Genomic DNA, 26,763 nt, shown 5'->3' with positions numbered 1-26,763 from the left:
GTCAACAGCGCGGTACGACCAGGCCGGCCTCACGCGTGCCGGGCTGTCCGAGCTGCGCCGGGAGGATCCGGAACTCGCGGACCTCCTCGACGCCGAGGTACGGGATCAGGACACCATGCTGGCGATGATCGCTTCCGCCAGCATCGCCGCCCCCTCCGTCCTGGCCGCCGGCGGATCCGCGTTGTCCAACGTCACCGCCGAGGGGTACCCCGGTGCCCGGTACCACCCCGGAGCGGCCAACTTCGACGAGGTCGAACGGCTCGCCGTGGACCGCGCCAAGCTCCTGTTCGGCGCACGGTACGCCAACGTCCAGCCCCACTCGTGCTCCAGCGCCAACCTCGCCGTTCTCTCCGCCCTGATCCCACCCGGCGGCACCCTGCTCGGCCTCGGCCTCGACGCCGGCGGCCACCTCACGCACGGCTCCCCGGCCTCGGTCACCGGACGGCACTACCGGGCCGTGCCCTACGGCCTCGACGAGAACGGCCGGATCGACTACGGACAGGTCGCCGAACTCGCCGCCGAACACCGCCCCGCCGTGCTGATCGCGGGAGCCAGCGCCTACCCACGGGCCCTGGACTTCGCCCGCTTCCGGGAGATCGCCGATGCGGTGGGCGCCTATCTGCTGGCCGACATCTCGCACATCGCCGGCCTGGTGGCCGCCGGTGAGCATGCCAGCCCCATCGATCACGCACACGTCACCACGACCAGTACGTACAAGCAGCTCGGCGGGCCGCGTGGGGGGCTCATCCTCAGCGGACGAGACCACCGGGCCCCGGGCCCCGACGGGCGCACCCCGCTGGACCGGCTGATGCAGCGGGCCGTGTTCCCGCAGAACCAGGGCACTCCCGCCCCGGCGGCCATCGCGGCCAAGGCCCGCGCCTTCGCGCTCGCCGCCGAACCGCGGTTCGCCGAGACCGCACGCCTGACCGTCGCGGGCGCGCGGGCGCTCGCCGCCGAACTGTCGGCGCTCGGGCACCGGGTGCTCACCGGCGGCACCGACAACCACATGGTCCTGATCGACCTGCGCGGCACCGGGCTCACCGGTGTCGTCGCGGAACGGGCCCTGGAGGAGTGCGGGATCCTCGTCAACCGCAACCGCATACCGGACGACACCCGTCCGCCGCTCGTCACCAGCGGTCTCAGGCTCGGCTGCAACATTCTCGCGCAGCGCGGTATGGGTCCTGAGCACATGCGTGAGTGCGCGGAACTCATGCACGCCGTCCTGGCCGCCACCACCGCGCTGGGCGACAACGACTACCGCGTCGACCCCCACGAGCGCATCCGCCTGCGCGAGCAGGTCCGGGCGCTGTGTGTCCGTCACCCCCTACCGCATGCGGGCGTCGCCGACGCCGACGACGCGCGCGTCGCCGCACGCACAGGAGCCCCCTCATGAGCCCCGAGAGCCGCACCGCCACCCTCACCGACACACCGGCCCACTGGCCGGACCTCCGCCTGCCCGCCGACCGCCCCCGGCGCGCCGGGGTGACCCCCGGTGCGACCGGTCTGGTCCGGGCGGCGCTGCCCACCGCCGCACAGGCCGACGACGCGTCCCGGACCGTGCTCACCGCCTGCTTCGCGGCGCTCCTGCACCGCCTCACCGGTCTGGACCGGGTCGCCGTGGACACCCGCGACGGCATCGTCGGCTACACCGTCGACGCGGACTCCACTCTCGCGGATCTGGTGGCCGGGAGCACGCCGGTATCCGCGGGCGAGGGCCTGGGCACACCCCTGGTGGCGGTGGCCTGGGGGAGTGGCCCGCAGAACCCGCCGCCCTACGAAGTGCACCTGACCCTCGGGGGCCACGGCGCGTCCTCGTACGCGGAACTGCGCTACGACGAGCGGCTGTTCACGGCCGACACCGCCCGCCGCTACCTCTCCCACCTGTGCACTCTGACGGCCGACGCCGTCCAGGACCGGCGCCTGCCCGTCTCCCGTGCCGCCCTGCTCACGGCGCAGGAGACACACCGCGCCCTGACCGAGTGGAACGACACGGCGGTCGCCCTGCCTCATGACACGTGTCTGCACACGGCTTTCGAGCAGCGGGCCGCCGTGGACCCGGGAGCGCCGGCCGTCGTGCACGGGGCGCGCACCTGGACGTACGGGGAGATCAACGCGTCCGCCAACCGGCTCGCGCACCGGCTGCGTGAGGAAGGCGTCGGCCCCGACGTACGGGTCGGCCTGTGCCTGGAGCGATCGGCGACGCTGCTCGCCGCCGTGCTGGGCATTCTCAAGGCCGGCGGGGCCTATGTGCCCCTCGATTCGGCCTACCCCGCCCAGCGGTTGGCCGCGATGCTGGACGCCACCTCCTGCGTCGCCGTGGTCACCGACCGGACCCTGGCCGCCGTGCTGCCCGCCCCGCGGCCGGGGACGCGGCGGCCGTCGGTCCTGGTCGACGGGCTCCTCGACGGCACCGCGGCGGACTTCGCCGCGCGACCGGTGGCCGACCTTCCGCCGACGGCGGGCCCGGACGACCTGTGTTACGTCATCCACACCTCCGGGTCGACCGGCATCCCCAAGCCCATCGCGCTGCGCCACCGCGGCGTGGTGAACAACCTCGCGGACCTCAACTCCCGCTTCGCGGTGGGTCCTTCGGATCGTGTGCCGGCCCTGTCGTCCCCCAGCTTCGACATGTCCGTCTACGAATTCCTCGGCATCACCGCGGCCGGCGGAACGGTCGTGGTGCCCGAGGCGGACCGGGCCAAGGACGTGGCCCACTGGGCCCAGCTCTGCCTGGACCACGGCGTCACCGTCTGGAACTCCGCTCCCGCCCTGCTGGAACTGCTGACGGAACACCTGGAGGACAGCGGCTCTCCGGCGCTGGACCGGCTCCGCCTGGTCATGCTCGGAGGCGACTGGGTCCCGGTCTCCCTGCCCGACCGGGTGCGCGCCCTCGCCCCCGACGTCCGGTTCATCGTCCTCGGCGGCGCCACGGAGGCGTCGATCCACTCCACGATCCACGAGGTCGAGGAGACCGACCCCGCCTGGACGAGCATCCCCTACGGCAGGCCCATGGCGAACCAGCGCGCCTACGTCCTGGACGACGCGCTGCGACCGGTCCCGCCCGGCGTCCCGGGCGAACTCCATCTGGCCGGAGTGGGTCTGGCCCGCGGCTATCTGGACCGTCCCGACCTCACGTCGGAGCGCTTCGTCGACTGGTCGTACGCCGGTGTGAGCGACCGCCTCTACCGGACCGGTGACCTCGTCCGTCAGGGCCCCGACGGCGTCCTGGAACTGCTGGGCCGCAGCGACTTCCAGGTCAAGTTGAACGGCCTGCGGGTCGAACTGGGCGAGATCGAGGCCGGGTTGCGGGACCACCCGGCCGTGAAGGACGCCGTCGTCATGGCCGGGGAGGACGAGTTCGGCCGCCGACGCCTGGTCGGCTACGCCGTCCCCCGGGAAGGCCGGGCCCCGCGCCCCGACGACCTGCGTGCCCATCTGGCCAAGACGCTGCCCGCGTTCATGGTGCCCGCCACCGTCCTCGTCCTGGACGCACTGCCGCTGTCCGTCAATGGCAAGCTCGACCGCAAGGCGCTCGGCGCCCTCGCCCCGCAGCGGCAGGAGCCGGCCCTCCCGGTCGCCGAGGCCCCGGTGGGAGCCTGGGAGGAACACATCGCCGCGGTCTGGCAGGACGTCCTGCGCAGCGGCCCGGTCGGCAGGGACGCGGACTTCTTCGCGCTGGGCGGCGACTCCATGTCCGCGCTGCGCTGTCTGGCGCGCATCGACGACGGCCTGCGCTGGGCCGAACTGTTCCGCCATCCGACGGTCCGCGCACTCGCCGCCCACCTCACCGACAGCGGACGAACCCCGCCCCGCGCCTGACCCGCACCCCCCGGGCCGCCAGCCGCCGTGAGCCCCGGGCCGACACCATCCGTACCCTCCAGTGCCGTTGAGGAGAAGGATCATGGCCAATCGCACCAGCCCTCCGCCCGCACCCCGCCTGCCCGGGGCCCCCTTCGGGGCGTCGCCCGCGGACCAGCCCGCCTGGAACACCCAGCGCGCCTCCGCCATGCCCTTCGCCCGCTACGCCCGTGAGCACCCCCGGCCGGCCTTCGACAGCAGCACCCGGACCTGGCCCGCCCGCACACCGACCCGCGCTCCCCTGTGGGCGTCGGTCGACCTCCGGGACGGCAACCAGGCGCTGAGTACACCGATGGACATCGACCGCAAGAGCCGGCTGTTCGACCTGTTGGTGCGCATCGGGTTCAAGGACATCGAAGTCGGCTACCCGTCCGCGAGCGAGACGGACTTCGCGTTCGTTCGCACCCTGATCGAGAAGGACCTGATCCCCGACGACGTCACGATCTCCGTCTTCACCCCGGCACGGCCGGAGTTGATCGACCGGACCTTCGAGGCGATAGCGGGCGCCGACCGCGCGATGGTCCACCTGTGCAACGCGACCGCCTGTCTGTGGCGGGACACGGTCTTCGGCATGAGCCGCGACGAAGTGCGGGACATGGCGCTGCGCTCCGCGGAACTCATCGCGCGCCGTGCCGACGCCGCGGTCCACAGCCGCCTGCGGTTCGAGTACTCACCCGAGACCTTCAACGTCACCGAACCGGACTTCGCCCTCGACGTCTCCAACGCCGTCATCGACGTCTGGGACGCGAGCCCCGACCGTCCGGTGACCCTGAACCTGCCGACGACCGTCGAGACCGACTCGCCCAACGTCTTCGCCGATCAGGTCGAATGGATGCACCGCCGCATCGACCGCCGTGAGTCGGTGATCCTCTCCGTGCACCCGCACAACGACCGCGGCACCGCCGTGGCCTCGGCGGAGCTGGCCGTCCTGGCCGGGGCGGACCGGATCGAGGGAACCCTTTTCGGCAACGGAGAGCGCACCGGCAACGTCTGCCTGGTGACGCTCGCCCTCAATCACTTCACGCAAGGCATCGACCCGCAGCTCGATCTCTCCGACATCGACGCGGTCCGCCGGACCGTGGAGTACGCCAACCGGATGCCGGTCCCGGCCCGGCATCCGTACGCGGGCGAACTGGTCCACACCGCGTTCTCGGGGACGCACCAGGACGCCATCGCCAAGGGTCTGGCCGAGGTGGACCGGCTGGCGAACGCGGCGGGGTCGTCGTCCGCCGTGCCCTGGCAGGTCCCGTACCTGCCCGTCGACCCCCGCGACATCGGCCTCTCCTACGAGTCCGTGGTCCGCGTCAACAGCCAGTCGGGCAAGGGGGGAATGGCTCATCTGCTGAAGTCGTCCTACGGTCTCGACCTGCCCAGGCCGATGCGGATCGATTTCGCGGCGAGAGTGCAGCGCGTCGCGGACGGCAACGGCGGGGAGCTCAGCGCGCGCGACCTGAGAGACCTCTTCGAGCAGTGCTACGTCGACGTCGAGGAACCGGGACTGGTGCTCAAGGAGTTCCGTGTCGTCCCGGGCGACGAGGTGGGGGTGGACGCCGTCGTGGTCGGCGACGACGGCCGGGCCGCGCACATCCGCGGCAGCGGCCCCGAACTCGCCGCGGCGTACGTGGCGGCATTGGGTTCGTACGGTCGCGACCTGACCCTGGACGATGTGCACTCCCACGAGACACGTGTCCCGGACCGGCCGGGGTTCGCCGCGTACGCCCGTGTCACGGCGCCCGGCGGCAGCGGGTTCGGAGCCGCCCTCGCGGACGACGAGCCCACCGCGCGGCTCAACGCCGTCACCAACGCACTCAACAACACGGCCCGAACATGACGCGACCGCCCGCCACGCCCCGAGGAGAACGCTGGTGAGTCCCCACCACAGCACGACCGAGGTCGACGTCCCGCCGCCCGTCCGAGCCGGGAACCACGGCCTGACCGTCGACGGATCGGCGTTGCGGTCCGCCCTGCGTCCGCATGCCGCGGGGGTCGCGGTGCTCACCGCCGCCGGAGCGGCCGGCCCCGTGGGCGTGACGGTCACCTCGCTCACCTCCGTCAGCGCCACCCCGGCACTGATATCCGTCGCTCTGGCCACGGTCTCGAACACGTGGGCCGAGATCAGGGACTGCGACTGGTTCGGTGTCCAGCTGCTCGGCGCCGACCAGGCCGCGGTGGCTCAGCGGTTCGCGACGCGGGGCATCGACCGGTTCGCCCGGCCCACCGGCTGGCACCTGGGACCCCACGGAGTGCCGCTCATCGATGCGTGCCAGAGCTGGATGATCTGTTCGCCCTACCGCCAAGTCGAGCTCGGCGACCACCACTTGATGGTGGGCGCGGTGGAGCACGTCGAGCTGGGGGCGCCGACCGGCAGCCTCGTCCATCTGCACGGGAGTCTTGAGCCGGTCGGCCCTGCCCGCCCGGTCGCCGACGGCCCGGGCGCAAGACCTGCGCGCCGGCCGTGATGCCGAGCAGGCGCGGGCACAGGTCGAAGCCCGCGGCGGACCCTGGTGGCGTGGGGTCGCCCCGGTCAGATCCACTCGTCCTGGGCGGTCAACTCACTGGCAACGCCACCGGTGTTGACCACACCGGCCGCATCCATGATCAGGACCTCACACTCCTCCGGCGCGACCGGGCGGTGCTGCACGCCCCGTGGCACGACGAACATGTCCCCGGCGCCCAGCGTGACGCTCTGCCGGTCGCGCAGATCGATGGTCAGTTCCCCCTTGACCACGATGAACAGTTCGTCGCCCTCCGGGTGATCGTGCCAGACGAATTCTCCCTTCACCTTCACCGCCTTCATCTCGTAGCCATTGGCCTCGAGAATCGTCTTCGGCGACCAGTACTCGGTGACTTTGGAGAGTTTTTCGGCGACGTTCACCGGCATGTCGGGCCTGGCCATTGTTCCTCCTGGAAACCGCGCGTCGCGGCCGGCTGCCGTGCCGCACCCCGGCAGTCCGCGGCGGTGGAGAATGCGCGATCCGGCGGGAGCGGGAGCAGAATCGGGACCGCTCAAACCGTCACAGCATCAAAGGCCCGTCACGTCCTGTCAAGTCCCGTCCACGCGCGCGGGTTTGCCTACCCACACGCCCCGGACGTGGGCGGGAGCAGCCGTCCCGCCCCAAGGCCCCGGGCGAGGACATGACGAGGATCCGGCGAGGACCACACCGCTGACGATGATTCCGGAAGGCGCCACAAGCCCGTCGAGTGGTTTCAGGGCGACAGTCGACTCACGGGCGGCCCGTGCCTTTCGACCGTACGCGGGCTTCGGCAGCTACGGACCGATTCGACAGTGCAGCGAAAGGAACGTGACCTCACGATGACCGAAACTCATATCGGTCCCAGCGGGTCCGACATCGCGATCGCCGACAACGCGATCGTGCCCGAGGACATCAAGGGTGAAATCGATCAGTTCATGCAGGACGGTTTCATCGGCCCGATCAAGCTCTATGAGCCCGACGAGGCGGCCGAGATCCTGCGCGAGGTCCGCGTCAAGAATCAGGACACCACGCACTCGGTGTTCCACAACAGCATGAACTACGACCGGCACCTCGACATCCCCGAGCTGTCGCGCCATGTCACGCACCCCACGATCCTGAAGTACCTGAACGCCATCCTCGGCCCCGACGTGCTGTCGTGGCGTACGGAGTTCTTCGCCAAGTTCCCGGGTTCCCGCGGCACCGAGTGGCACCAGGTCCGTGACTACAGTTACGCCACCGGCAAGCCGCAGCTGCTGCCGACGAAGTCGGACTGGAACGCCTACATCGACATCACGGTGTGGACGACGTTCACCCCGGCGACGAAGAAGACGGGCTGCATGCGCTTCGTCCGTGGTTCGCACCGCGACCGCATCTTCGACGAGAGCAAGTCGCCGGCCCGTGGCCGCGAGAGCCGTTACGAGAACGACCACGAGACGACGTTCACGAAGGACACCGGTTTCTACGGGTACGACTTCTCCGACTTCGCCGTGGACCCGAACTGGGAGCCGCGCCCGGAGGACGTGGTGGACGTCGAGATGCAGCCGGGCGAAGCGCTCATCTTCACGGCCTCCTGCGTCCACGGCGCACTGCCCAACATCACCGAGCGTGACACCCGGTTCGCCATCACCTCGCGCTATGTGCCGACGCACGTCCGGGTCTACCCGGACCAGGACGCCTACACCGCGCACGGGCAGGACTTCGACCTGAAGGACTACGGCACCGTCGTGGTCTCGGGCCGGGACACCTTCGGGCACAACCGGATCCGTACCACCAACGCTCACGGCGAGCCCTTCGCCGTCAAGAACACCCACTGACTCACTTCGTCCACGAACCGGGAATCCGGACGACGAAGGGCAGAGAGGACGCAAGCGTGATCCAGCAGAAGATCAACCAGATCTGGGGACGGGCCCTCAAGCTCGAAGACATCTCCGACGACGACGATTTCTTCGCCCTCGGCGGCCACTCGCTGATCATGGCGACGGTGCAGACGGCGATCCACGACGAGATCGGGATCGAGATCCCGATGGACGAGCTGTTCCGGCACCCCACGGTGCGCAGCATCTCCGCCTACGCCGAGTCGCGTCTCGCGGTGTCCTGACCCCGCGCGGTTCGCTCCCGCCCGCCGGATGACGGCACGGACGGCGAGCCGCGCCCCGCGTTACCGCGCCCGGGGGCACCGGGCACACCCCGGTGCCCCCGCCGCTCAACTCTCGCGGCGCTCCGAGCACCGCCGCGCGACCGACAACCACGGGACGACGCGTCCTCGCTACGGAAGGAACTCCCGGTGCGACTCTCCTCCAGGGGTACGAAGATGAGTGCCCTGTCGGGAATCCGCAGCATCATGGAGGACATCGCGCTGGCCGCGACCGACACCTCGGGCGACACCTGGCTCAACCTCAGTCCGGGAAATCCGGCCGCCATCCCCCAGGTCACCGACACCTGGCGCCGGCTGTACGAAGAAGCCGTGGCGAGCGGCTTCGCCGAGTTCAGCGGCCGCTACGGGCCCTCGCGCGGCTCCGACGTCCTGGTCGATGCGATCGTGCGGTACTTCAACGCCCGTTACGGCTGGGGGATCGGGCCGCAGAACGTCCTGGTGGGCGCGGGCTGCCAGATGCTCGCCTTCATGGCGACGACCGTCTTCACCGGACCGGGCGACGACGGCCCGCGCCGGCTGGTGCTGCCGTCCGTCCCCGACTACACCGGCTACCAGGGACTCAGCCTGGACGCGGGTGGCATCGTCGGCGTCGAGCCCGGTGTGGAGTTCCAGGACGGACGCTTCTTCCGGTACACCTTCGACCTGGAAGCCGTGCGCGCCCAGTCCTCGGTGGGGATGATGCTGCTGTCGAGTCCGGGCAACCCGACCGGCCGCACCCTCCTGCGGGACGACCTGTCCGGCCTCATGGAGATCGCCGAGGAACGCGACATCCCGCTGGTGCTCGACCACGCGTACGGCGATCCGTTTCCCGGCGTCGCGCAGGGCGCGGTGGACCCGCCGCTGCATCCGAACGTCATCAACTGCTTCACCTTCTCCAAGGCGGGTCTGCCCGGAGAGCGTCTCGGTTTCGCGATCGGGCCCCGGGACGCGATCGACGCGATGCTGTCCTTCACCGCCAACTCCCATTTGCACGCACCGCAGTTGATCCAGGCGACGGCGGCGCTCGCCCTGAACACCGGAGCGATCGACACGCTCACCACCGAGGCGATCCGTCCCTACTACCGCGACAAACGCCGTACGGCCGAGAAGCTGCTGCACGACCTCCTGCCCGACGCCCTCGACTGGCGGCTGCACAGCACCGACGGGGGGATGTTCTGCTGGCTGTGGATCGACCACGCCTGGTTCTCCGACCTGGTGCTCTACGAAGCCCTCAAGCGCAAGAAGGTCTTCGTCGTGCCGGGCCGTCACTTCTTCGTCGAGCCGTTCGCCTCGCCCTTCCTGGCGGAGCACGCGACGCGCTGCGTCCGGCTGAGCCTGAGCCCTGACGAGACGGTCATCGCGGAGGGCATCGCCCGGCTCGCGGAAGCCCTGGAGGAGATGCGCGGTGCGAAGTGAACGGGTGCGCAGCGGTGACTTCACCCTCGACGTGGCCGTCGCCGGCCCGGAAGACCTGCCCACGGTGCTCTTCGTCAACGCCGTCGGTATGGAGAACCGCCTCCTGGAGGGCCTGGCAGGGCAGTTCCTGCGCTCGGGAATGAACCTCGTCACCTGGGAGCTGCGGGGCAGCCCCGGCCCCTCTCCCGCACGGCAGGTGAGCCTGGAGGAGCACACCGAGGACGCGCTGGCCGTGGTCGACGCCCTCGGGCTCACCCGGGTCCATGTGGCCGGCTGGTGCACCGGCGCGTCCATCGCGCTCTTCGTCGCGCACGCGCTGGGGGAGCGCGCCCTGTCGTTCACCTCGATCGACGGCGCCCTCCTCTTCGACGGGGTACCCGGAGCGCCGGTGGGCAACGCGGTGTTCGACATGTGCGCGCAGATCACCGCCGACACCGACCGTGCCGCGCACTTCCATGACGTCGTACGGCCACGGGGCAACGAGGGCGCCGCACTGGGAGTCCAGGACGAGGCGCTGGTGCGCATGCTGACGCTGCCCTACCGGCAGGGCCGCGAAGAGCTCACCCGCTTCGCCTGGGGAATCTCCGCGACCTGCGACTACGACCCGGTCGCGGCCTGCGCCCGACTCTCCGTGCCGGCTCTGTTCGTCGCCCGCGAGGACGACGCGATGGTGGGGCACCGCAACTCACGACGGGCCGCCGAACTCATCGAGGGGGCGCGGCTGCACGTCGCCGGATCGGGGGGCCACTACGCCCTCTTCACCGACCCCGCGGAGACCGCCGCCGCCTTGGCGGCGTTCGTCCTGAAGGACAGAGCCCCGGCGTGACGCCGCCGAGGCGCGGACCGGCGGCCCCGCCTCAGGAAGGCGGCTCCGACCGGCGGCGCCGCGGGGGCCGCGACTCAAGGATGTCGACGGGCCGCCGGCGCAGATGCTCGTAGACCAGTGAGGCGTGCAGATCCGCTACCGACGGATACTGCGCGATGTGGTCCAGGACGAAGTCCTCCAGGTGCTGCGCGTCCTGCACGGCCACCAGCACCTGGAAGTCGTTGCTTCCGGACACCACGAACACGTCCAGCACTTCGGTCAGGGTGAGGACGAACTCCCGGAACGACTCGACCGCGTCCCGGCTCTTGGGGTGGATGCGTACGGCGATCATCGCCCGCAGCCCGCGCCCCATGGCGTCCAGATTCACCTCGGCCGTGTACCCGAGGATCACCTCGTTCTGCTGCAAACCCCGCACACGCTCCAGACACGTCGAGTCCGCGATGCCCAGCGCGCGCGCCAACTCACGGTTGGAGCGGCGCGCGTTTTTCTGGAGCTCCAGTAACAACCCTCGATTGATCTCGTCAAAATTCGCCACAACTCCCAGTCTAGCGAAGCTATTTCGGAGTCCTTGCAGAGGAGCTGAAATCCTTGCCACACTCCTTCCAGCGGCCAGCAATACCCACGGACCACGGTGTCGACGGACAGTGTGGCCCGTCGCGGACGTCCCCCGCCTGACCGGTCACCCGCCGAGCCGGCCGCGCCCCACTTCATCGAGTCCTGGGCGTGCCCCCACGTACACACGCGAGGAAAGAAGCCCATGCGCATGCACAGCACCACAACCCCCTGGCTGCCCTTCGGTCCGGCCGACACGGCGGACGTCAGGCTGCTCTGCCTGCCGCACTCGGGCGCGGGCGCCTCGGCCTACCGGGCCTGGGGTGCGGACCTGCCCGACTGGATCGGCGTGTGCCCGGTCCAGCCGCCGGGGCGTGAAACCCGCCGCCGGGAAACGCCGTTCAGCGAGGTCGGGCCCCTCGTCTCCGCGCTCGCACGGGACATCGCGACGACCGTCGAAGGCCCCTACGCCGTGCTCGGGCACAGCACCGGAGCGATCTGCGCCTTCGAACTGTGCCGGGAGCTGCGCAGGATCGGCGCATCCCAGCCGGTCCACCTCTTCATAGCCGGGCGCCGCGCACCCCAGGTCGCGGAGCGCTCCTCGCGGCTCGGTGAGCTGACCCTGGACGAGCTGGCGGACGTGCTCCGCCGGCACGGCGGCACGCCCGACTGGGTCGTCAACGACCCGGCCATGCTGCGCATGCTGCATCCGCTGCTCACCGCCGACTTCGCCGTCAGCGAGGAGTACACCTACACCCCCGAGCCGCCGCTCGACCTGCCGATCTCCGTGTTCGCGGCGAGCGACGACGACCGGGCGACGACGGCCCAACTGGCCGCCTGGGAACAGCAGACCACCAGCGAATTCGCCCTCCATCCGCTGGAGGGTGGCCACTTCGCCCTCTTCACGCACGCGTCCGTCGTGCACCGCGCCATCGTCGAGGCGCTGCGGACAGCGTGACGGGACCGGGGCCGGCGGCGACCCCCGCGCCGCCGGCCCCGACCTCCCGTTCCACAAGCCCCACCGACCGAGAACGTCCCGACCTTTGCCCAGCGGCAGCGAAAGACGAATGAGTGTGATGCGCGATGAAGACCAAGCCCCTAGGTGCCTTCGGCTGGCTGCTGTTCACCATGATCCTCTGGGGCAGCGCCTTTCCCTCCTCCAAGTACGCCACCGAGCACGTACCCCATGCGATAGCCGTCCTGTTCCGCTTCGGTGGAGGGGCCATCGTCCTTCTGGTCATCACGTTCTTCCGGCGGCCGCAGCAGTCCCCGAAGCTCAAGGACATCGTGGGCGCGTGCGTCGCCGGACTGATAGGGGTCTGTGGCTACAACTCGCTGTTCTTCTGGGGCGTCACGCTGGCCCCCGCCAGTGACGGCAGCGTCATCTTCCCCGCGCTCACTCCCGTCATCACCGCGGTCGTCCTCATCCTGACGCACCGCGAGACGGCCAGGCCGGCCCGCGTCATGGGGCTTGTCCTCGGCGTCGGCGGCGCCGCCCTGTTCTTCTTCACCACCAACGCGCACGGAGCCCCGGGCTCGACCCGGCTGATGGGCGACACGATCTTCCTCGTCGGCGCCGCCGTGTGGTCCACCTACACCCTGCTCAACCGCCGTCTGGTGGCGGGCATGGACCCCGTGCAGGCCGTCACGTACTCCACGGTCGCCGGCTCGATCGCCCTCGGCGCCATGGCCACCCCGCACTTCGGCGACGTCGACTGGGGTTCCCTGTCGACCGGGTTCTGGATCAACGCCGTCTACCTCGCGATCGGCCCCACCGCCGTGGCCTACATCCTGTACGTGCGGGGCATCCGGGACGTCGGCGCGTCCGCGGCCTCGGTCATGATGTTCGCCGTTCCGCTCTTCGGCACGATCTTCTCGTTCATCTCCCTCGGTGAATCCTTCACCTGGTCCCAGGGAGCGGCCGCCGTGATCATGGTGGGCGGCGCGCTCCTCGCCGTCATCACGGGACGCAAACCCGCCACCGAACCCGCCGCCACCGAACCCGTCGGCGTCGAGCAGCCGGTTCCGGGTGACGCGCCGGAGGAGTCCGAGCTGCCCGCGGGCGTCGCCGCGCGGACACCGGACGACACCCCGGCGCAGCAGCCCGGCGCGACATCGGTACGGGAAGCGGGTCCCGCGACGCGCTGACCCGGGAGCCAGGTCGACGACAGGGTGCGCCACGTGGGTGTTTCCACGGGGCGCACCCTGTCGCGTCGCGCGGACGTTACGACGTCTCCTTGCGAACCGTCACCAGGTCCTGCCCCGTGCGCCGTTGCTCCGCACTGTCATCCGGCACCGGACGCGGCGGCGCGGCACGGTGGAAGCGATCGAGCAGCGGACCGGTCATGACCGTGGTGGCCACCGCCATCACGACCATGGCCGTGAACAGGCGGCTGTCCAGAACACCCAGCGACAGACCGACGTTGAGGATCACCAGTTCGGTGAGCCCGCGGGCATTGAGCAGCACACCGAGGGCGGCCGCCTCCGAGCCGGTCGCGCCGGTCAGTCGCGCCGCGCCGGCCGCGCCCGCGAACTTGCCGAAGCAGGCCGTGACGAGCACCGCCGCCAGGATGAGCAGGCCCTGCCCGCCGAGCGCCTTGAGGTTCACCGACAGGCCGGTCACCATGAAGAACACCGGCAGCAGGAAGAGACTGGTCTGTTCGATGCGTTCGGGAACCTCGGGAGCCGTGCTGTCGATGGTGGCGCGCGGGACGATCACGCCGAAGGCGAAGGCCCCGAACACCGCGTGCAGTCCCAGCGCCTGAGTGGCCCAGGCGCAGAGCAGGAGACCCACGACCAGTACGGCGTGGATGAGCGCGCGATTGGACCACGGGCGGCCCGGCGCGAAGAGCCACATCAGGCCCGGCCGCACGGCGTACCACAGGAACAGCAGCAGCCCCACGGAGACCAGCACCATGCGCGCCAGCGGCCAGCCGCCCGTGCTCTGCGCCAGGGCCACGACCACGGCGAGCACCACCCATGCCAGGAAGTCCTGGATGGCCGCGCAGGCGACGGCCATGACTCCGATCCGGTCCTTCTGGAGACCGCGCTCGGCGATGATGCGCGCCAGGACCGGGAAGGCGGTGATGGACATGGCCGCGCCCAGGAAGAGGGCCGGGACGAGCCGGCCCGGCACGGTGGCGTCCGTGTCGGTGAGCCAGGGATGCAGGACGCAGAGCAGCCCGGCACCGAGGCCGAACGGCAAGGCGACCGAGCTGAGGGAGACGACGGTCACTTGACGGCCGTGTCCCCGCAGATGAGAACCGTCGAACTCGTAGCCGATGCCGAACATGAAGAGCACCAGGCCCACTTGTGACAGAACCTGGAGGTAGGGGCGGACTTCCGGAGGGAAGACCGCGTCGACCGGGTTGCCGGGCAGCAGGCCGAGCAGGCTCGGGCCCAGGGCGATGCCGGCGATGATCTCTCCGACGACGACCGGCTGGCGCACGCGCCGGGCCAGCCGGGCGAAGACGTAGGCCGCGCCGAGGATCACGGCCAGCGAGACCAGGACGTGTTCGGTCACTGCGTCCATGGACCCGGATGCCAGAGGATGTGATGTCAACGTTCCGTCTCTCCCGGAAGTGGTGAGCGGGCATGTGCCGTCGATCCCGCGGAAGCGGGGGGACGCCTAATACCGCAATCACAGTTATGGGGTGTGTCCGCGTTGTTTGTAGTGGCTGTCGCGGGCACGTGTCTGGCTGAGTCTTCGCCAGTGTGACCAGTGCAGATGGTGGTGGATGGTGAGGTGGGCGGGGTGGAGAAGGTGGCCGATGAGGCGGCGTATCTCCGCTACGGACAGCGGTATCAGGCCACCGCTGTTTCCCCTTTTGAGAGTTCGCAGGCGCGGACGGCGGTGAGGGCCGCGAGGGCGGCCATGGCCAGGGTGATGTGCCGGTACCAGGCGTGGTAGAGACGGACTTGGTAGTGGTCCAGGCCGCACTCGCCCTTCGCGGTCTGGAAGCATTCTTCGACTGCCCAGCGGGCGCCGGCCACCCTGACCAGGTCTTTCAGCCGGGTAGCGACGGGGCCGTAGCAGACGTAGTAGGCGAGGTCCGTGGGGTCTTTGAGGCTCCGGCGGGCCAGGACCCAGTGGCCGTGGCCGTTCTCCCACCAGATCCGGATCGGGATCCGCGCCCACTGGTACATGCGCTCGCCATGGGATCCCTTCCCGGCGGACAGGCGCTTCCACGCCTGCGGCGCGAGACCGGTGACGAGGTCGTCGACACGGCGTTCACCCATGCCGCGGGTGATGACGGTGTCGCTGGTCTTCACGCACATCACATGGCTGATGGCCCGCTGTTCCATCCAGCACCTGAGGGATTTCGACTGTCCGTAGGCCTCGTCCGCGGTGACCCACGCGAACGGGACGCCGGCCTCCACCGCACGAAGGAGCATGGCCTTGAAGTGCTCCGTCTTCGTCGCGAACAACACCTCGTCCGGAATCCCCGCGTCCCGGCACCGCTCACGGTCGTCCGTCCACGAGGCGGGCACATACAGCTCCCGGTCGATCAGAGCCCGGCCTTTCGGCGAGGCGTAGGCCAGAAAGGTGCCGACCTGGCAATTTTCCGTACGTCCAGCCGTTCCGGAATACTGCCGCTGGACGCCGGCCGAGCGCACACCCTTCTTCAGGAAGCCAGTGTCGTCCCCGATCAGGACGCCGTCCTTGTCACCGATCGTCTCCACAACGTAGTCCCGCACATCGTCACGGACTGCGTCCGCGTCCCAGTCCGCCTCGCCCAACAGCCGCTGCATCCCGATCGGCAGCCGGTCACCAGCCCGTTCCGCCAGAGTCCAGCCGTTCTTCCGCTCCAATGGAGCGATCAGGCCTCGCATATACGCAAGCGCCCGCGCACGAGGCTCCGACCTCACGAAACGCGACGCGAACCTGGCATGTAAACCCGCCAGCACCCCGTCCCACTGCCCAACCAACCCCACCCCGAGCTCAGCCATACACCAACTCAACCACACACAAGTGTGATTGCAGTACTAACGCGCGCGGCCTTCCTGGGCCACGGCGCCGGAGCGCACACTTTCGGCCAGCGCCTTGCGGTCGATCTTGCCGTTGGGGTTGAGCGGAAAGGCCGACACCTCGACGAACTCCTGCGGCACCATGTTGCGCGGCAGCGTCTCCAGCAGGTCCTGGCGGAGCGACCGTTCGTCGACGGGCTCCGCCGCCGCGATCACCACGGCGACGAGCCGGGCGTCCTGCTCGCCGTCGGACACGGGCAGGACGACGACGTCGCGCACCTTCTTGTGGCGGCGCACGGCGTGTTCGACATCGCCGAGGTCGATCCGCATGCCCCGGACCTTCACCTGGTGATCCACCCGGCCGACGACGACGAGTTCCCCCGACGGCGTCGCATACCCCTGGTCCCCGGTCCGGTAGAACCGCACCGGCCGGCCGTCGCGCTCCGTCGTCACGAAGGTGCTCTGCCGTTCGGGGTCGGCGTTGAGATAGCCGGCCCCGACACTCATGCCGGAGATGCAGATCTCTCCCACCTCCCCGGTGGCGACCTCCTCCAGGGTGTCGTCCAGGATCCGGATCTCGGTGTTGTACACCGGAGGCCCGGCGGGCATACGGCTGTTCGCGTACCCCGGGTAGTCCACCATGCGGTGCGACGACGCGACGTCCGTGCACTCGGCGACGCCGTACTGGTGCAGCAGCACACACCCGTTGCCCTCGCGGGTGGCCCAGTCGGCCACCCGCGCCGCCGACATCGGTTCGCCGCCGATGAAGACGTAGTGCAGGCCGGTCAGGACGTCCGTGCCACGGTCCATCTCCCTGTCCACCAGCAGATACAGGGTGCTGGGCGCACAGTGGAGGGTCCGGACGCCGAGCTCCCCGATGAGGCGGTAGGCCAGACTGATGTCGAAGCTGCGGCTGGGCAGCAGGTGCAGGGCGGCCCCCACGAACAGGGGAGCCATGATGCTGCGCTGACTGATGTCGAAGCCGAACGAACTGAGGAGCATGTTGCTGGATTCGTGGTCCAGTTCGTACTCCAGGCGCAGCCAGTTGAGGAGGTTGTACCAGCCCTCGTGCCGCACCGCCGTGGCCTTCGGCGTGCCGGTCGATCCGGAGGTGAAGACCACGTAGCAGAGGTCGTCCGGGCCGATCTCGACCTCGGGATCCGTGGCGGGGCGCGACTCCAGGCGGAGCTCCGGGTCGTTCACGTCGACGATGGCGCCGTGGCACCCCTCCACCAGGGAGAGCGTGTCGTTCGCCGCCAACACCGCGGTCATCTGCGGGAGTTGGGACAGCATGAGCCGCAACCGCTCCGCGGGGTACGTGGGGTCGAGCGGCACGTAGGTGGCACCGGCCTTGAGGACGGCCAGGATGCTGGACACGAGCTCGGGGGACCGGTCGACGCACACCCCGACGATCGCGCCGCGGGTGATGCCCTGTGCCGTCAAATGGTGTGCGAGCCGGTTCGCGCGGGCGTTCAACTCGCCGTAGGTGAGTCGTTCCTCGCCACACGTCAGGGCGAGTCGCTCCGGATGTGTCCTGGCGTGTTCCTCGAAGACTCGGTGGGCGAGGCGTTCGGCGGGCAGCGGGACGCGGTTGCCGATCAGGGCCATGTGGCCGTCACTCCTTGGACCTTGGGGGATGCGCGGGGCAGGCGCGGGAAGCCGAGCTCGCCGGTCAGGAGGCGGCGGCGTGGTTGCGGTTGACCGCGTTGAGGACGGCGGCGGTGGCGGCGGTCGCGGGGTCGTGGTGCAGCGCGGCGCCGTGCGTGGCGGTGTTCTCGTGTGTGAGGTGGGTGTAGGCGACGGTGCCGTGATCGGGGTGGGGGTGGCTGTGCTGGTGCAGGAGCGTCACGGGGTGGCCGGCCCGGGTCAGTGCGTCGGCGGCGGCGTCCTGAGCCGTCGCGCCGGTCCCGGTGGTGTCGACTTCGCGCCCGTCGGCGTCGGCGAGGGTGAGGCGCAGGGTGACGGCTCCGGCGGCGGCCTCCTCCTGACGGCATTCCTTGAGCAGCAGCCAGGGGCGCGGCTCGAGGTAGGTCTCCGCGAAGGCCTTCCACAGGTCCTGCGAGGTGAGTTCCTGGCCGAGGTCGTCGGTGATCTGCTGGACGGTGCGGGCGAAGTCGACGCGCAGCTCGCGCGGCAGGTCGAGGTGGTGGTCGGCCTTGAGGATCTGGGCTATACCGCCCTTGCCCGACTGGGAGTTGACGCGCACGACGGACTCGTAGGTGCGGCCGACGTCCCTCGGGTCGATGGGGAGGTACGGGACCTGCCAGCGCTGGGCGCCGGGGCCCGTGCCCTGTCGGCGGGCCGTCTCGTCCAGGGCGGCCAGGCCCTTGGCGATGGCGTCCTGGTGGGTGCCGGAGAACGCCGTGTAGACCAGCTCTCCGGCGTAGGGGTGGCGAGCGGGAACCGGCATCTGGTTGCAGGACTCCACCGTGCGCCGCACGGTGTCGATATCGGAGAAGTCGAGCTGGGGGTCGATGCCGTGGCTGAAGAGGTTCATCGCCAGGGTCGCCAGGCAGACGTTCCCGGTGCGCTCGCCGTTGCCGAACAGGGTGCCCTCGATGCGGTCGGCACCCGCCATCAGGGCCAGTTCGGCCGAGGCCACGGCGGTGCCGCGGTCGTTGTGGGGGTGCACGGAGAGGATCACGGAGTCCCGGCGGTCCAGATTGCGGTGCATCCACTCGATCTGGTCGGCGAAGATGTTGGGCGTGTCCATCTCCACGGTGGTCGGCAGATTGAGGGTGACCGGCCGGTCGGGAGTGGCGTCCCAGTGCGTCAGCACCGCATTGCACAAGTCGAGTGCGTACTCCGGCTCGGTGACGTTGAACGTCTCGGGGGAGAACTCGTACCGCAGCCGCGTGCCCGGCATGGTCTCCCCGAGCCGTGCCACCTTGTCCACGGCCCGCAGGGTGAAGTCCCGCATCTCGTCGGCCGACAGGTGGAAGACCGTCTCGCGCCACAGGCACGCCGTCGCCAGGCAGAGGTGCACCACGGCCTGCCGGGCGCCGCGCAACGCCTCGAAGGTCCGCTCGATCAGCTCCGGGCGGGCCGGGGTGAACACCACGATCGTCACGTCGTCGGGCACCCGGTCCTGCTCGATCAGCTCCCGTACGAAGTCGAACTCCGCCCGGCTGGCCGCCGGATAGCCGACCTCGATCTCCTTGAAGCCCATGCCCACCAGCAGATCGAACATCCGCCCCTTGCGACCGGCGTCCATCGGCACGGCCAGCGCCTGGTTGCCGTCCCGCAGGTCCACCGAGGCCCACAGCGGCGCATGGCTGATCTCCCGTTCGGGCCAGCCCCGGGCCCCGGAGCCGGCCGGCACCCGATCCGCCGCGCGCTCGTACCGGTGGATCGGCATCGACGAGGCCCGCTGGGCGTTCCACCACGGCTGCCCCTCGCGCCGCGGCCCCTCCGGTGCCCGCACCCCGCCCACCAGATTCGCCATAGTCTCGGACACGCCAACCGCCTCTCTACGGATCCCACGGAACCAACGCCCCGACCCTCACTTCCGCTGTCCTCACCCCATCCTCGAAGCATCCTCGCCGCCCGATGACGCGGCGATAACCGGACCTAATCGATCCGCTTGAGGTGCCGTCTTCGCCTGCTACGGCGAAAACCAGCCAGATTCCGTGATCGATGATTAGCGTGCATATGCCAGCTGGAATGATCTGGATGCGCCCCCTTGGGCAGGCCCGCTCGGCGACCCCGGCCCAGGCTGTCCCAAGGAGTGGATGGCCCCTATCGACTCGCGATGGGCCTGGATAGCCTGCTCTGCGGAATTCACGACCACCTTCATGCGCCAGTGGTCAGCATCTTTCAACACGGGGGTTCAGTGCTGAATTATCGCATCCTGGGGCCACTCGAAATATGGAGCAGCTCAGGGCAGGTCAGATTACCCGGCAGTAAGCGGCAAGCCTTCCTGGGCGCTCTGTTGCTCGCCGGCGGTATGCCGGTGTCACTCGCGCAGTTGATCGACACGGTGTGGGGTCACCACGCTCCCGCCACCGCGATCAAGCAGATCCGCAACGCCGCCTCCGACCTGCGCAGGAGCCACCCGGAGATCGGTGAGCAACTCCTCATGGCGGGAGACGGCTACCAGTTGAGGATCGACGACGACCGGTTGGACGCGAAGGTCTTCTCGCACGGCGTCGCCCGTGCTCGCCGCCTGGTCAAGGAAGGGCTCGCCGCCGCCGCGCTGGAGGAATTCAGATCCGCCCTCTCCCTGTGGCGAGGCTCCGCGCTCGCCGGACTCGACAGGTCCGCACTACAGGCTCAGGTGGACGGGCTCAATGAATTGCGGATGAGCGTACTGGAAGAACGCTTTGAACTGGAGCTGGCCGAAGGAGAGCACAAATCCATCGTCGGCGAGCTCGCCCTGTGGGTGGCCGAGAATCCCCTGCGAGAACGCCTCATTTCCCAGTTGATGCTCGCCCTGTTCCGTTCCGGCTCCCAGGCCCGCGCCCTGACCATTTACGAGCAGGCCCGTCTGAGACTCAAAGAGGAACTCGGCGTCGACCCGGGACCCGAATTGCAGGAGGTTCACCAGTACATTCTGGTGAACGGCGCTCGCAGGTCGGGGTTTGGTGCCCCGTCCCTGCGGCACAACAATCTTCCCGCCAGAAGCGGAAACTTCACCGGCCGGATTCTGGAACAGCGCCTCATCGAGAAAGCGGTGCGGGCCGCGGGCGCCGACCGCGACGGGGCGGGGAGCGTGCCCGCGGTGGTGGCCATCGACGGCATGGCCGGGGTCGGCAAGACGACGCTGGCCGTCCACGCCGCGTACCAGCTGGCGGACTCCTGCCCGGACGCCCAGCTCTACGTCGACATGTCCGCGTGTTCGGCGGGCAAACACCCCCTGACCGCGTGGGCGGCCCTGGGCATTCTCCTGTCCGGCCTCGGGGTGCCGCCGCGCGGAATTCCGACCAGCCTGGAGCAGCGGGCGACCACGTGGCGGCGACTCATGGCCGACCGGCGCGCGCTGATCGTGCTCGACGACGTGGCGGACACGCAGCAGATCCTTCCCCTGCTGACCGGCGCGCCCGGCTCCCTCACCATCGTGACGAGCCGCAATCGGCTCACCGAATTCATGTCCACCTGTCAGCTCACCCTCCAGGAGATGTCGCCGGCCGAGGGCGGGGAGATGTTCAGCCGGATCGCCGGGGAGAAACGCGCCTGGCGCGAGCGTGCGGCCGTCGACGACATCGTCGCCCTGTGCGGGGGGCTTCCCCTCGCGATTCGGATAGCCGCGGCCAAGCTGTGCCACCGGCCCTCCTGGACCGTCGCCTACCTCGCTTCCCGGCTTGCCGACGAAGGAAGGCGACTGTCGGTGCTGGACGACGAGGACGGCCGCCTCACGCAGGTGTTCCAGCAGTCCTACGACGGGCTGACCTACCGTCAGCAGCACGTCTTCCGCGTACTCGGCCACCTGCCCAGTGACAACATCAACCCGCATGCGGTGGCGGGGCTGGCCGGTCTTTCGGCGGCGCGCGTCGACCAGCTGCTGGAGTCGCTGGTCGACGCCCATCTGATCGAGGCGACGGGGCCCGGCCGGTACCGCGTCCACGAACTGCTCCACGCGTACGCCACACAGCTCGCGGACGCCGCCGATGTCACGGACGCGGTGGACGGCGGACACGATCGCCCTCTGGCGACGCGACGAGTCGATCTCCGTCCCGCGGGCCAAGTGGTCGAAGCGATAAGGGAGTTATCGGCACGGTCCCCGGTTCGGGCGGCCGCGGCCTGCACCGGTGGCTGACGCCTTCGCATCCGTCAACGGCCAACTCGGCCTAAAATATAGGTGGTTGTGGTCATTGGTGCACTTCACACCGGATTGACCGGGTTAGACTCCACACGGCCCGCCCCGGGCACCCCGTGGCGAGCCAACCTCCGTCTGTACAAAGCGCCTTGGAGGCATGAGTGAGCAGCACAACCGTCCTGATCCTGCGTGATCCGGAATCACGTGAGGTGAACCTTCGATGCGACGCTCTGGGCTCATATCTGCGCCGTATGAGCGCAGTTGAGGGCAAGGACGTCACGCTGATCGAGGGCGCCGCCCGGTCGTCCGAGACGGTGACCCAGGTCGCCGAGGCGGCCGGTCTCGTCGGCGGCGAGGGGCAGGTCCGTTACGTCCCCACCCGCGTCGCCCGCGACCGGGTCGTGGCGGACGGGGACGGCGCCTGGGCGCCGGCCCTGGTCTCCCGCCACCGCAAGCAGGCGCGTCGCTCCGTCGGCGCCGTCTTCCAGTTCCCCCTCGAAGCCGAGGGGCAGGACGGCGACACCACCCCCGCGTCCCTGACGACGTTCGTCACCGACTGGACGGGACTTCCCAGCTCCTGCGCGATCGCGGTGCACCCGGGACACCCCCTGAGCACCGGTCTGGGACCGGACGAGCAGGCCGCGTTCACCGGTCGCTTCTGCCGGCACCCCCTCACCGGCGACCTCCTGCCGATCTGGGTCGCCGACTGGGTGAAGCCGGAGTTCGGAACGGGCGCGGTTCTGATCAACCCGGGCCACAACGCGGCCGACTTGGAGTTCAGCCGCAAGGTCGGGCTGCCCGTTCGCTTCTCGCTCGCGCCCAAGGACTACGACGGCGCGCCGGCGGAGTGGCCGAAGCCCCCTTTCATCAAGTCCGGTTACGCCTTCCGTACCGGCGCCACGGACGGACTGCCGTTCAGCGAGGCCAAGACCAGGTACTTCGCGGCCGTAGCCGAGCGGGGGCTGGTGGAGGAGTACACCGATTCCGGCATGGGCACCTTCCAGGTCGCCACGGTCAGCCCGGAGGGCGATGTCGACCTGGCGTGGGACCCCCGGCGCCGTACGCTCGCCGCCCGGGGTGACGGCGGCGACTCGATCGCGGTGACGCTGTCGCCCGTCCTGCGGGGCGCGGAGCAGCACGTACGGTCGTCCGAACTCACGGTCGTCACGCCGTCCACGCGGGTGGAGGACGACCTGCTCGCGCTGCGCCTCCTCCTCGCCGAACCGGAGCTGGAGCCCGCGGTCAAGAACGCGCCCGAGGTCGTCGTGGTCAGCAACGCGCAGTTGGCCAAGGGCGTCGACGCCGATGTGCCGGACGACGTCCTCGGCCTGGCTCTTCTCGTCAGCGCCGGCCCGCTGGACACGCTGTCGGTCAAGCCGCAGCACATCGAGCCGTGCGAACGCTTCCTCAAGGCGCACGAAGGCCTCTCCGCACGGGAGTGCGTGGCCGGGCAGGACCTCTCGCAGGAGACCGTCAAGGCGGCAGGCCAGATCAAGGGGCTGCTGGAGCGCCAGGACCTCAAGCAGGCGTTCACCCAGCTCTACCGTCTCCAGAAGAACCTGGCAAAGAGCGAGACCGTCGGCGCGTCGGACGTGTCCTGCTACGGGGTTCTGGCCCATGTCCTCGCGGGGGTGGAGGCGCCGCACGCTCCCGAGGAGTTGGCCGCCGCGTGGAAGGCGATCTGACCGTACGCGCCTGAAGCGGAGGCGCAGGAAGTTTGTCCCGCGCTCAGGAACTGCCGTCCCACGGAAGCCCGTTGAGGCCCCCAGCCGTGCGGCGGCGGTTCCTGTGCTGTGTGCGGGGTGCGATGTGAGGGGGGAGGGGGCTGAGGATGGTTCGAGGATCGGGTGAGGACAGCAGGAGTGATGGTCGGGGCGACCGCGGCCTTTCCCGGTCGACACTCCTGAGAGGAACCACATGCGAGATCAGCATCGGACGCCCATGAAGAAAATCGGCCGTCTCGACCAGCCGGTCCAGCCGGTCCAGTCGGTTCAGCCGGCGAGCCTGCCGGCCGTCCCGGGTGTCGTGGACGGTCTCATCACGGCACAGACGGATGCCGACGGCAGCATCTCGCTGCGCATCCAGATCAAAATGGGCCGCCTGGCGGCGGAGAGCCGTGAGCACGTTGAGGTGGTCCTCGACCCGCGACACTGTGAGGCCCTGGTCGAAGCCCTGCGCTCCACCGGATCGGCCACACCCCTCGAGCCCCGCCCTTTCCAGGCGATTCCGTGCTCCGTCGGCATCAATCTGCACAGTTCCTTCGGCGACGGGGAATTGCGGCGTCGCACCAAGGCGCCGGCCTGAGAGAAGGAGCTTCAGGTCCGGGCGGACGGGGCCGGCTCGGGCGGGCCGGCCGACTCCCGGCCGGGCGCGCGAAATGGGGTGAATGGGTAGAATTCGAACCATGGGAGAGTGGCGGCCCAGCGCGGCGACCGCGCCCGAGCTCGTCCTGGAGACGGAGACCGGCTCCACGGTGATGAGTCCGAGCCGGGACTACCACGTGGGACGGGACCCCCTGAGCGACATCGTCCTCGACGACGCCCGCGTCTCGTGGCATCACGCCGTCCTCCATGCCGAACTCGATCACTGGACGATCGAGGACGAGCACAGCACCAACGGCACCTACGCCGACGGACGGCGCATCCAGGAGTGGGACATCGGGCCCGGCAGCGTCATCCGCTTCGGCAACGTCACGGACGGCCCCCGCGCGGTGCTCGTAGGCCGCGCTCCTCCCGCGCCAGTCGCCGCCGAGCGGCCCTCCTCCGTCAGCATGCCGTCGGCCACGGGCACCTTCCGGCAGCCGACGACGGTGCGCCCGCTGCCCGCCCGCACCGTCCGTATCGGCCGCGCCGACGACAACGACGTGGTCATCGACGACCTGGTCGTCTCCCGTCGCCACGCCGAACTGCGGGTCCTCGCGGACGGCACGTACGAGATCGTCGACGTCGGCAGCCACAACGGCACCTACCTCAACGGCCAGCCGGTGGCTCGCGCCCCGGTCGCGCCGGGGGACATCATCGGCGTCGGCCACCGCGCGTACTGCCTCGTGGGCGACGAGTTGCAGGAGTACGTCGACACGGGCGAGGTGTCGCTCGACGTCCAGGGCCTGACGGTCACCGTCGACCGGGGCCGCAAAACCCTCCTCGACCAGGTCTCCTTCCCCGTCGGCGAGAAATGCCTGCTCGCCGTCGTCGGGCCCAGCGGCGCGGGGAAGTCCACCCTGCTCAACGCCCTCACCGGGCTGCGGCCCGCGGACGGCGGCACCGTCTTCTACGACGGCCGCGACCTCTACCGCGATTACGCGGAGCTCCGCCAGCGCATCGGTCTCGTACCGCAGGACGACATCCTGCACGCCCAGCTCACCGTGCGCCGGGCCCTCGGGTACGCCGCCGAGCTCCGCTTCCCCCAGGACACCGAGAAGGCGGAACGCCGGGCCAGGGTCGATGAGGTCATCCGCGAACTCGGTCTGGAGCAACGCGTCGACCAGCCCATCCACAGCCTCTCCGGAGGACAGCGCAAACGCGTGAGCGTCGCCCTGGAACTGCTGACCAAACCGTCGCTGCTCTTCCTCGACGAGCCGACGTCCGGGCTCGACCCCGGCATGGACCGCTCGGTGATGCACATGCTGCGCGGCCTCGCCGACGACGGCCGCACCGTCATCGTCGTCACGCACAGCGTGCTCAGCCTCGACGTGTGCGACCGTCTCCTGGTCCTCGCCGCGGGCGGCAGGATCGCCTACTACGGACCGCCGCGGGACGCGCTTCCGTTCTTCGGCTTCACGCAGTGGCCGGAGGCGTTCGAAGCCTTCGAAGGGGAGCGGGACCGGGACTGGGCGCGGGACTACCGGCAATCGCCGTTCCACCAGCGGTACATCGCCAACTCCTCCGCGCAGCCGTTCCCCGGAGCGTACGCGCGGACCGACGGAGCCGCGGCCCCGTCCTTCGCGCCGCCGCCGAAACCGCAGAGCTGGGGGTCCCAACTGCGCACCCTGGTGCGGCGGTACGCGGCCGCGCTCGGCGCGGACCGGACGTTCCTCGCGATTATGATCGCCCTGCCGTTCGTGATGGGCGCCATGGCGCGCGCCCTCGCGGGGAGCAGGCTCACGCAGGACACGGCGATGAACGCGCTGCTCATCCTCTGCGTGGGCGGAGTCCTGACCGGCGCCGCCAACGCCGTGCGCGAACTGGTGAAGGAGCGCGTCATCTACCGGCGAGAACGAGCCGTGGGGCTGTCCAGATCGGCGTACCTGATCTCCAAGGTCGTCGTACTGGGAACGATCACCGTGCTGCAAGCCGTCGTTCTGACCCTCGTCGCCCTGCTCGGCGTCGACCTCAACGCACCCGGCGGCAAAGGCGTACTCCTGCCACCGCTGGTCGAGGTCACCTTGGCCGTGGCGCTGCTGGCGTTCACCGCCATGATGCTGGGGCTCCTGGTGTCGGCCCTCGTGCGCAAGGAGGAGGTCACGATGCCGCTGCTCGTGCTCCTCGCCATCGTGCAGGTGGTGTTCTGCGGCGCCCTCCTGAAACTGAACGGGGTGCCCGGCGTCGAGCAGCTCGCATGGCTCGTGCCGTCGCGCTGGGCGCTGGGCGCCATGGCGGGAACCATCGGCCTCGGCAAAATCATCCCCGGGGATCTGACCGCCGACCCGCTGTTCAGGCACTCCGCCGGTGTCTGGCTGCTGAACATGGGCATGCTGGTCGCCCTCTCGGTCGTCTTCGGTTACGCGGTCGCCAGGCTGCTGCGCCGCCACGAACCCGCCGTCATGCGGAAGTAGGAGCAC

20 protein-coding genes are annotated in these 26,763 nt (G+C 69.8%); 14 read left to right on the top strand and 6 right to left on the bottom strand.

Features of this window, described 5'->3' with window-relative positions; all coding sequences use genetic code 11:
- Nucleotides 1-43 precede the first annotated feature (43 nt).
- From glyA to DWB77_RS05970, 4 genes are all read left to right on the top strand, one after another.
- Complete coding sequence (gene glyA, locus DWB77_RS05985) at nt 44-1,393, top strand: serine hydroxymethyltransferase (protein ID WP_428985188.1); 1,350 nt, start codon at nt 44-46, stop codon at nt 1,391-1,393.
- A complete protein-coding gene (locus DWB77_RS05980; protein ID WP_120720244.1) occupies nt 1,390-3,819 on the top strand; it encodes a non-ribosomal peptide synthetase in 2,430 nt (809 codons plus the stop codon). Before glyA ends, DWB77_RS05980 begins: the two co-directional genes overlap by 4 nt.
- Before the next feature lie 82 nt (nt 3,820-3,901).
- Nucleotides 3,902-5,689 carry a 2-isopropylmalate synthase gene (locus DWB77_RS05975; protein ID WP_428985104.1) on the top strand — a complete coding sequence of 596 codons (1,788 nt, stop codon included), beginning with the start codon at nt 3,902-3,904 and terminating at the stop codon, nt 5,687-5,689.
- Between the two features lie 34 nt (nt 5,690-5,723).
- A complete protein-coding gene (locus tag DWB77_RS05970) occupies nt 5,724-6,317 on the top strand; it encodes a flavin reductase family protein (protein ID WP_162952450.1) in 594 nt (197 codons plus the stop codon).
- A 65-nt stretch (nt 6,318-6,382) separates the two neighbouring features.
- On the opposite strand, the gene DWB77_RS05965 is transcribed toward DWB77_RS05970, so the two are convergent.
- Nucleotides 6,383-6,754: a cupin domain-containing protein gene (locus tag DWB77_RS05965; RefSeq protein ID WP_174248509.1), complete on the bottom strand. Its 372-nt coding sequence runs from the start codon at nt 6,752-6,754 to the stop codon at nt 6,383-6,385.
- A gap of 417 nt (nt 6,755-7,171) precedes the next feature.
- Between DWB77_RS05965 and DWB77_RS05960 the strand changes: the two genes are divergently transcribed.
- The 4 genes from DWB77_RS05960 to DWB77_RS05945 all read left to right on the top strand — a co-directional run bounded on the left by DWB77_RS05960 (nt 7,172) and on the right by DWB77_RS05945 (nt 10,708).
- Nucleotides 7,172-8,146, top strand: a complete 975-nt coding sequence (locus tag DWB77_RS05960) for a chlorinating enzyme (protein WP_120720242.1) — start codon at nt 7,172-7,174, stop codon at nt 8,144-8,146.
- A gap of 56 nt (nt 8,147-8,202) precedes the next feature.
- The gene (locus DWB77_RS05955) at nt 8,203-8,430 is read left to right on the top strand and encodes an acyl carrier protein (RefSeq protein WP_120720241.1); all 228 of its coding nucleotides are present in this window, start codon (nt 8,203-8,205) and stop codon (nt 8,428-8,430) included.
- Between the two features lie 213 nt (nt 8,431-8,643).
- The gene (locus tag DWB77_RS05950; RefSeq protein WP_120720240.1) at nt 8,644-9,882 is read left to right on the top strand and encodes an aminotransferase class I/II-fold pyridoxal phosphate-dependent enzyme; all 1,239 of its coding nucleotides are present in this window, start codon (nt 8,644-8,646) and stop codon (nt 9,880-9,882) included.
- The gene (locus DWB77_RS05945; protein ID WP_162952449.1) at nt 9,872-10,708 is read left to right on the top strand and encodes an alpha/beta fold hydrolase; all 837 of its coding nucleotides are present in this window, start codon (nt 9,872-9,874) and stop codon (nt 10,706-10,708) included. Before DWB77_RS05950 ends, DWB77_RS05945 begins: the two co-directional genes overlap by 11 nt.
- 31 nt (nt 10,709-10,739) lie before the next feature.
- On the opposite strand, the gene DWB77_RS05940 is transcribed toward DWB77_RS05945, so the two are convergent.
- Nucleotides 10,740-11,243, bottom strand: a complete 504-nt coding sequence (locus tag DWB77_RS05940) for an Lrp/AsnC family transcriptional regulator (protein WP_120720238.1) — start codon at nt 11,241-11,243, stop codon at nt 10,740-10,742.
- Between the two features lie 228 nt (nt 11,244-11,471).
- Here DWB77_RS05940 and DWB77_RS05935 point away from each other — a divergent pair, with 228 nt between their 5' ends.
- Entirely contained in the window at nt 11,472-12,218 is a 747-nt protein-coding gene (locus DWB77_RS05935; protein ID WP_162952448.1) for a thioesterase II family protein, read from the top strand.
- Between the two features lie 125 nt (nt 12,219-12,343).
- Complete coding sequence (locus DWB77_RS05930) at nt 12,344-13,408, top strand: DMT family transporter (protein WP_120720236.1); 1,065 nt, start codon at nt 12,344-12,346, stop codon at nt 13,406-13,408.
- Nucleotides 13,409-13,484: 76 nt separating this feature from the next.
- Here DWB77_RS05930 and DWB77_RS05925 read toward each other — a convergent pair whose 3' ends face one another.
- The 4 genes from DWB77_RS05925 to DWB77_RS05910 all read right to left on the bottom strand — a co-directional run bounded on the left by DWB77_RS05925 (nt 13,485) and on the right by DWB77_RS05910 (nt 19,586).
- Entirely contained in the window at nt 13,485-14,792 is a 1,308-nt protein-coding gene (locus tag DWB77_RS05925) for a cation:proton antiporter (RefSeq protein WP_120720235.1), read from the bottom strand.
- 272 nt (nt 14,793-15,064) lie between these two features.
- The gene (locus DWB77_RS05920) at nt 15,065-16,210 is read right to left on the bottom strand and encodes an IS701 family transposase (protein ID WP_120719399.1); all 1,146 of its coding nucleotides are present in this window, start codon (nt 16,208-16,210) and stop codon (nt 15,065-15,067) included.
- A gap of 36 nt (nt 16,211-16,246) precedes the next feature.
- Nucleotides 16,247-17,836, bottom strand: a complete 1,590-nt coding sequence (locus DWB77_RS05915; RefSeq protein ID WP_120720234.1) for an amino acid adenylation domain-containing protein — start codon at nt 17,834-17,836, stop codon at nt 16,247-16,249.
- A 64-nt stretch (nt 17,837-17,900) separates the two neighbouring features.
- The gene (locus tag DWB77_RS05910; RefSeq protein ID WP_120720233.1) at nt 17,901-19,586 is read right to left on the bottom strand and encodes a 2-isopropylmalate synthase; all 1,686 of its coding nucleotides are present in this window, start codon (nt 19,584-19,586) and stop codon (nt 17,901-17,903) included.
- 588 nt (nt 19,587-20,174) lie between these two features.
- Between DWB77_RS05910 and DWB77_RS05905 the strand changes: the two genes are divergently transcribed.
- From DWB77_RS05905 to DWB77_RS05890, 4 genes are all read left to right on the top strand, one after another.
- Complete coding sequence (locus DWB77_RS05905; RefSeq protein WP_162952447.1) at nt 20,175-21,983, top strand: AfsR/SARP family transcriptional regulator; 1,809 nt, start codon at nt 20,175-20,177, stop codon at nt 21,981-21,983.
- Nucleotides 21,984-22,234: 251 nt separating this feature from the next.
- Complete coding sequence (locus DWB77_RS05900; protein ID WP_174248508.1) at nt 22,235-23,668, top strand: class I tRNA ligase family protein; 1,434 nt, start codon at nt 22,235-22,237, stop codon at nt 23,666-23,668.
- Nucleotides 23,669-23,924: 256 nt separating this feature from the next.
- Complete coding sequence (locus DWB77_RS05895) at nt 23,925-24,287, top strand: hypothetical protein (RefSeq protein WP_120720231.1); 363 nt, start codon at nt 23,925-23,927, stop codon at nt 24,285-24,287.
- A gap of 100 nt (nt 24,288-24,387) precedes the next feature.
- A complete protein-coding gene (locus DWB77_RS05890) occupies nt 24,388-26,757 on the top strand; it encodes an FHA domain-containing protein (protein WP_120720230.1) in 2,370 nt (789 codons plus the stop codon).
- Nucleotides 26,758-26,763 lie beyond the last annotated feature (6 nt).

The organism is Streptomyces hundungensis, assembly GCF_003627815.1.
Taxonomy (GTDB): Bacteria; Actinomycetota; Actinomycetes; order Streptomycetales; family Streptomycetaceae; genus Streptomyces; species Streptomyces hundungensis_A.
This window is presented reverse-complemented; position numbering and strand designations above follow the sequence as displayed.

What these genes read in the sequence shown, in the direction of transcription:
- DWB77_RS05980 (WP_120720244.1), top strand. Translation starts at nt 1,390, where the DNA reads ATGAGCCCCGAGAGCCGCACCGCCACCCTCACCGACACACCGGCCCAC.
- DWB77_RS05975 (WP_428985104.1), top strand. Translation starts at nt 3,902, where the DNA reads ATGGCCAATCGCACCAGCCCTCCGCCCGCACCCCGCCTGCCCGGGGCC.
- DWB77_RS05965 (WP_174248509.1), bottom strand. Translation starts at nt 6,754, where the DNA reads ATGGCCAGGCCCGACATGCCGGTGAACGTCGCCGAAAAACTCTCCAAA.
- DWB77_RS05960 (WP_120720242.1), top strand. Translation starts at nt 7,172, where the DNA reads ATGACCGAAACTCATATCGGTCCCAGCGGGTCCGACATCGCGATCGCC.
- DWB77_RS05950 (WP_120720240.1), top strand. Translation starts at nt 8,644, where the DNA reads ATGAGTGCCCTGTCGGGAATCCGCAGCATCATGGAGGACATCGCGCTG.
- DWB77_RS05935 (WP_162952448.1), top strand. Translation starts at nt 11,472, where the DNA reads ATGCACAGCACCACAACCCCCTGGCTGCCCTTCGGTCCGGCCGACACG.
- DWB77_RS05930 (WP_120720236.1), top strand. Translation starts at nt 12,344, where the DNA reads ATGAAGACCAAGCCCCTAGGTGCCTTCGGCTGGCTGCTGTTCACCATG.
- DWB77_RS05925 (WP_120720235.1), bottom strand. Translation starts at nt 14,792, where the DNA reads ATGGACGCAGTGACCGAACACGTCCTGGTCTCGCTGGCCGTGATCCTC.
- DWB77_RS05920 (WP_120719399.1), bottom strand. Translation starts at nt 16,210, where the DNA reads ATGGCTGAGCTCGGGGTGGGGTTGGTTGGGCAGTGGGACGGGGTGCTG.
- DWB77_RS05915 (WP_120720234.1), bottom strand. Translation starts at nt 17,836, where the DNA reads ATGGCCCTGATCGGCAACCGCGTCCCGCTGCCCGCCGAACGCCTCGCC.
- DWB77_RS05910 (WP_120720233.1), bottom strand. Translation starts at nt 19,586, where the DNA reads ATGCCGATCCACCGGTACGAGCGCGCGGCGGATCGGGTGCCGGCCGGC.
- DWB77_RS05905 (WP_162952447.1), top strand. Translation starts at nt 20,175, where the DNA reads ATGCCGGTGTCACTCGCGCAGTTGATCGACACGGTGTGGGGTCACCAC.
- DWB77_RS05900 (WP_174248508.1), top strand. Translation starts at nt 22,235, where the DNA reads ATGAGCGCAGTTGAGGGCAAGGACGTCACGCTGATCGAGGGCGCCGCC.
- DWB77_RS05895 (WP_120720231.1), top strand. Translation starts at nt 23,925, where the DNA reads ATGAAGAAAATCGGCCGTCTCGACCAGCCGGTCCAGCCGGTCCAGTCG.
- DWB77_RS05890 (WP_120720230.1), top strand. Translation starts at nt 24,388, where the DNA reads ATGGGAGAGTGGCGGCCCAGCGCGGCGACCGCGCCCGAGCTCGTCCTG.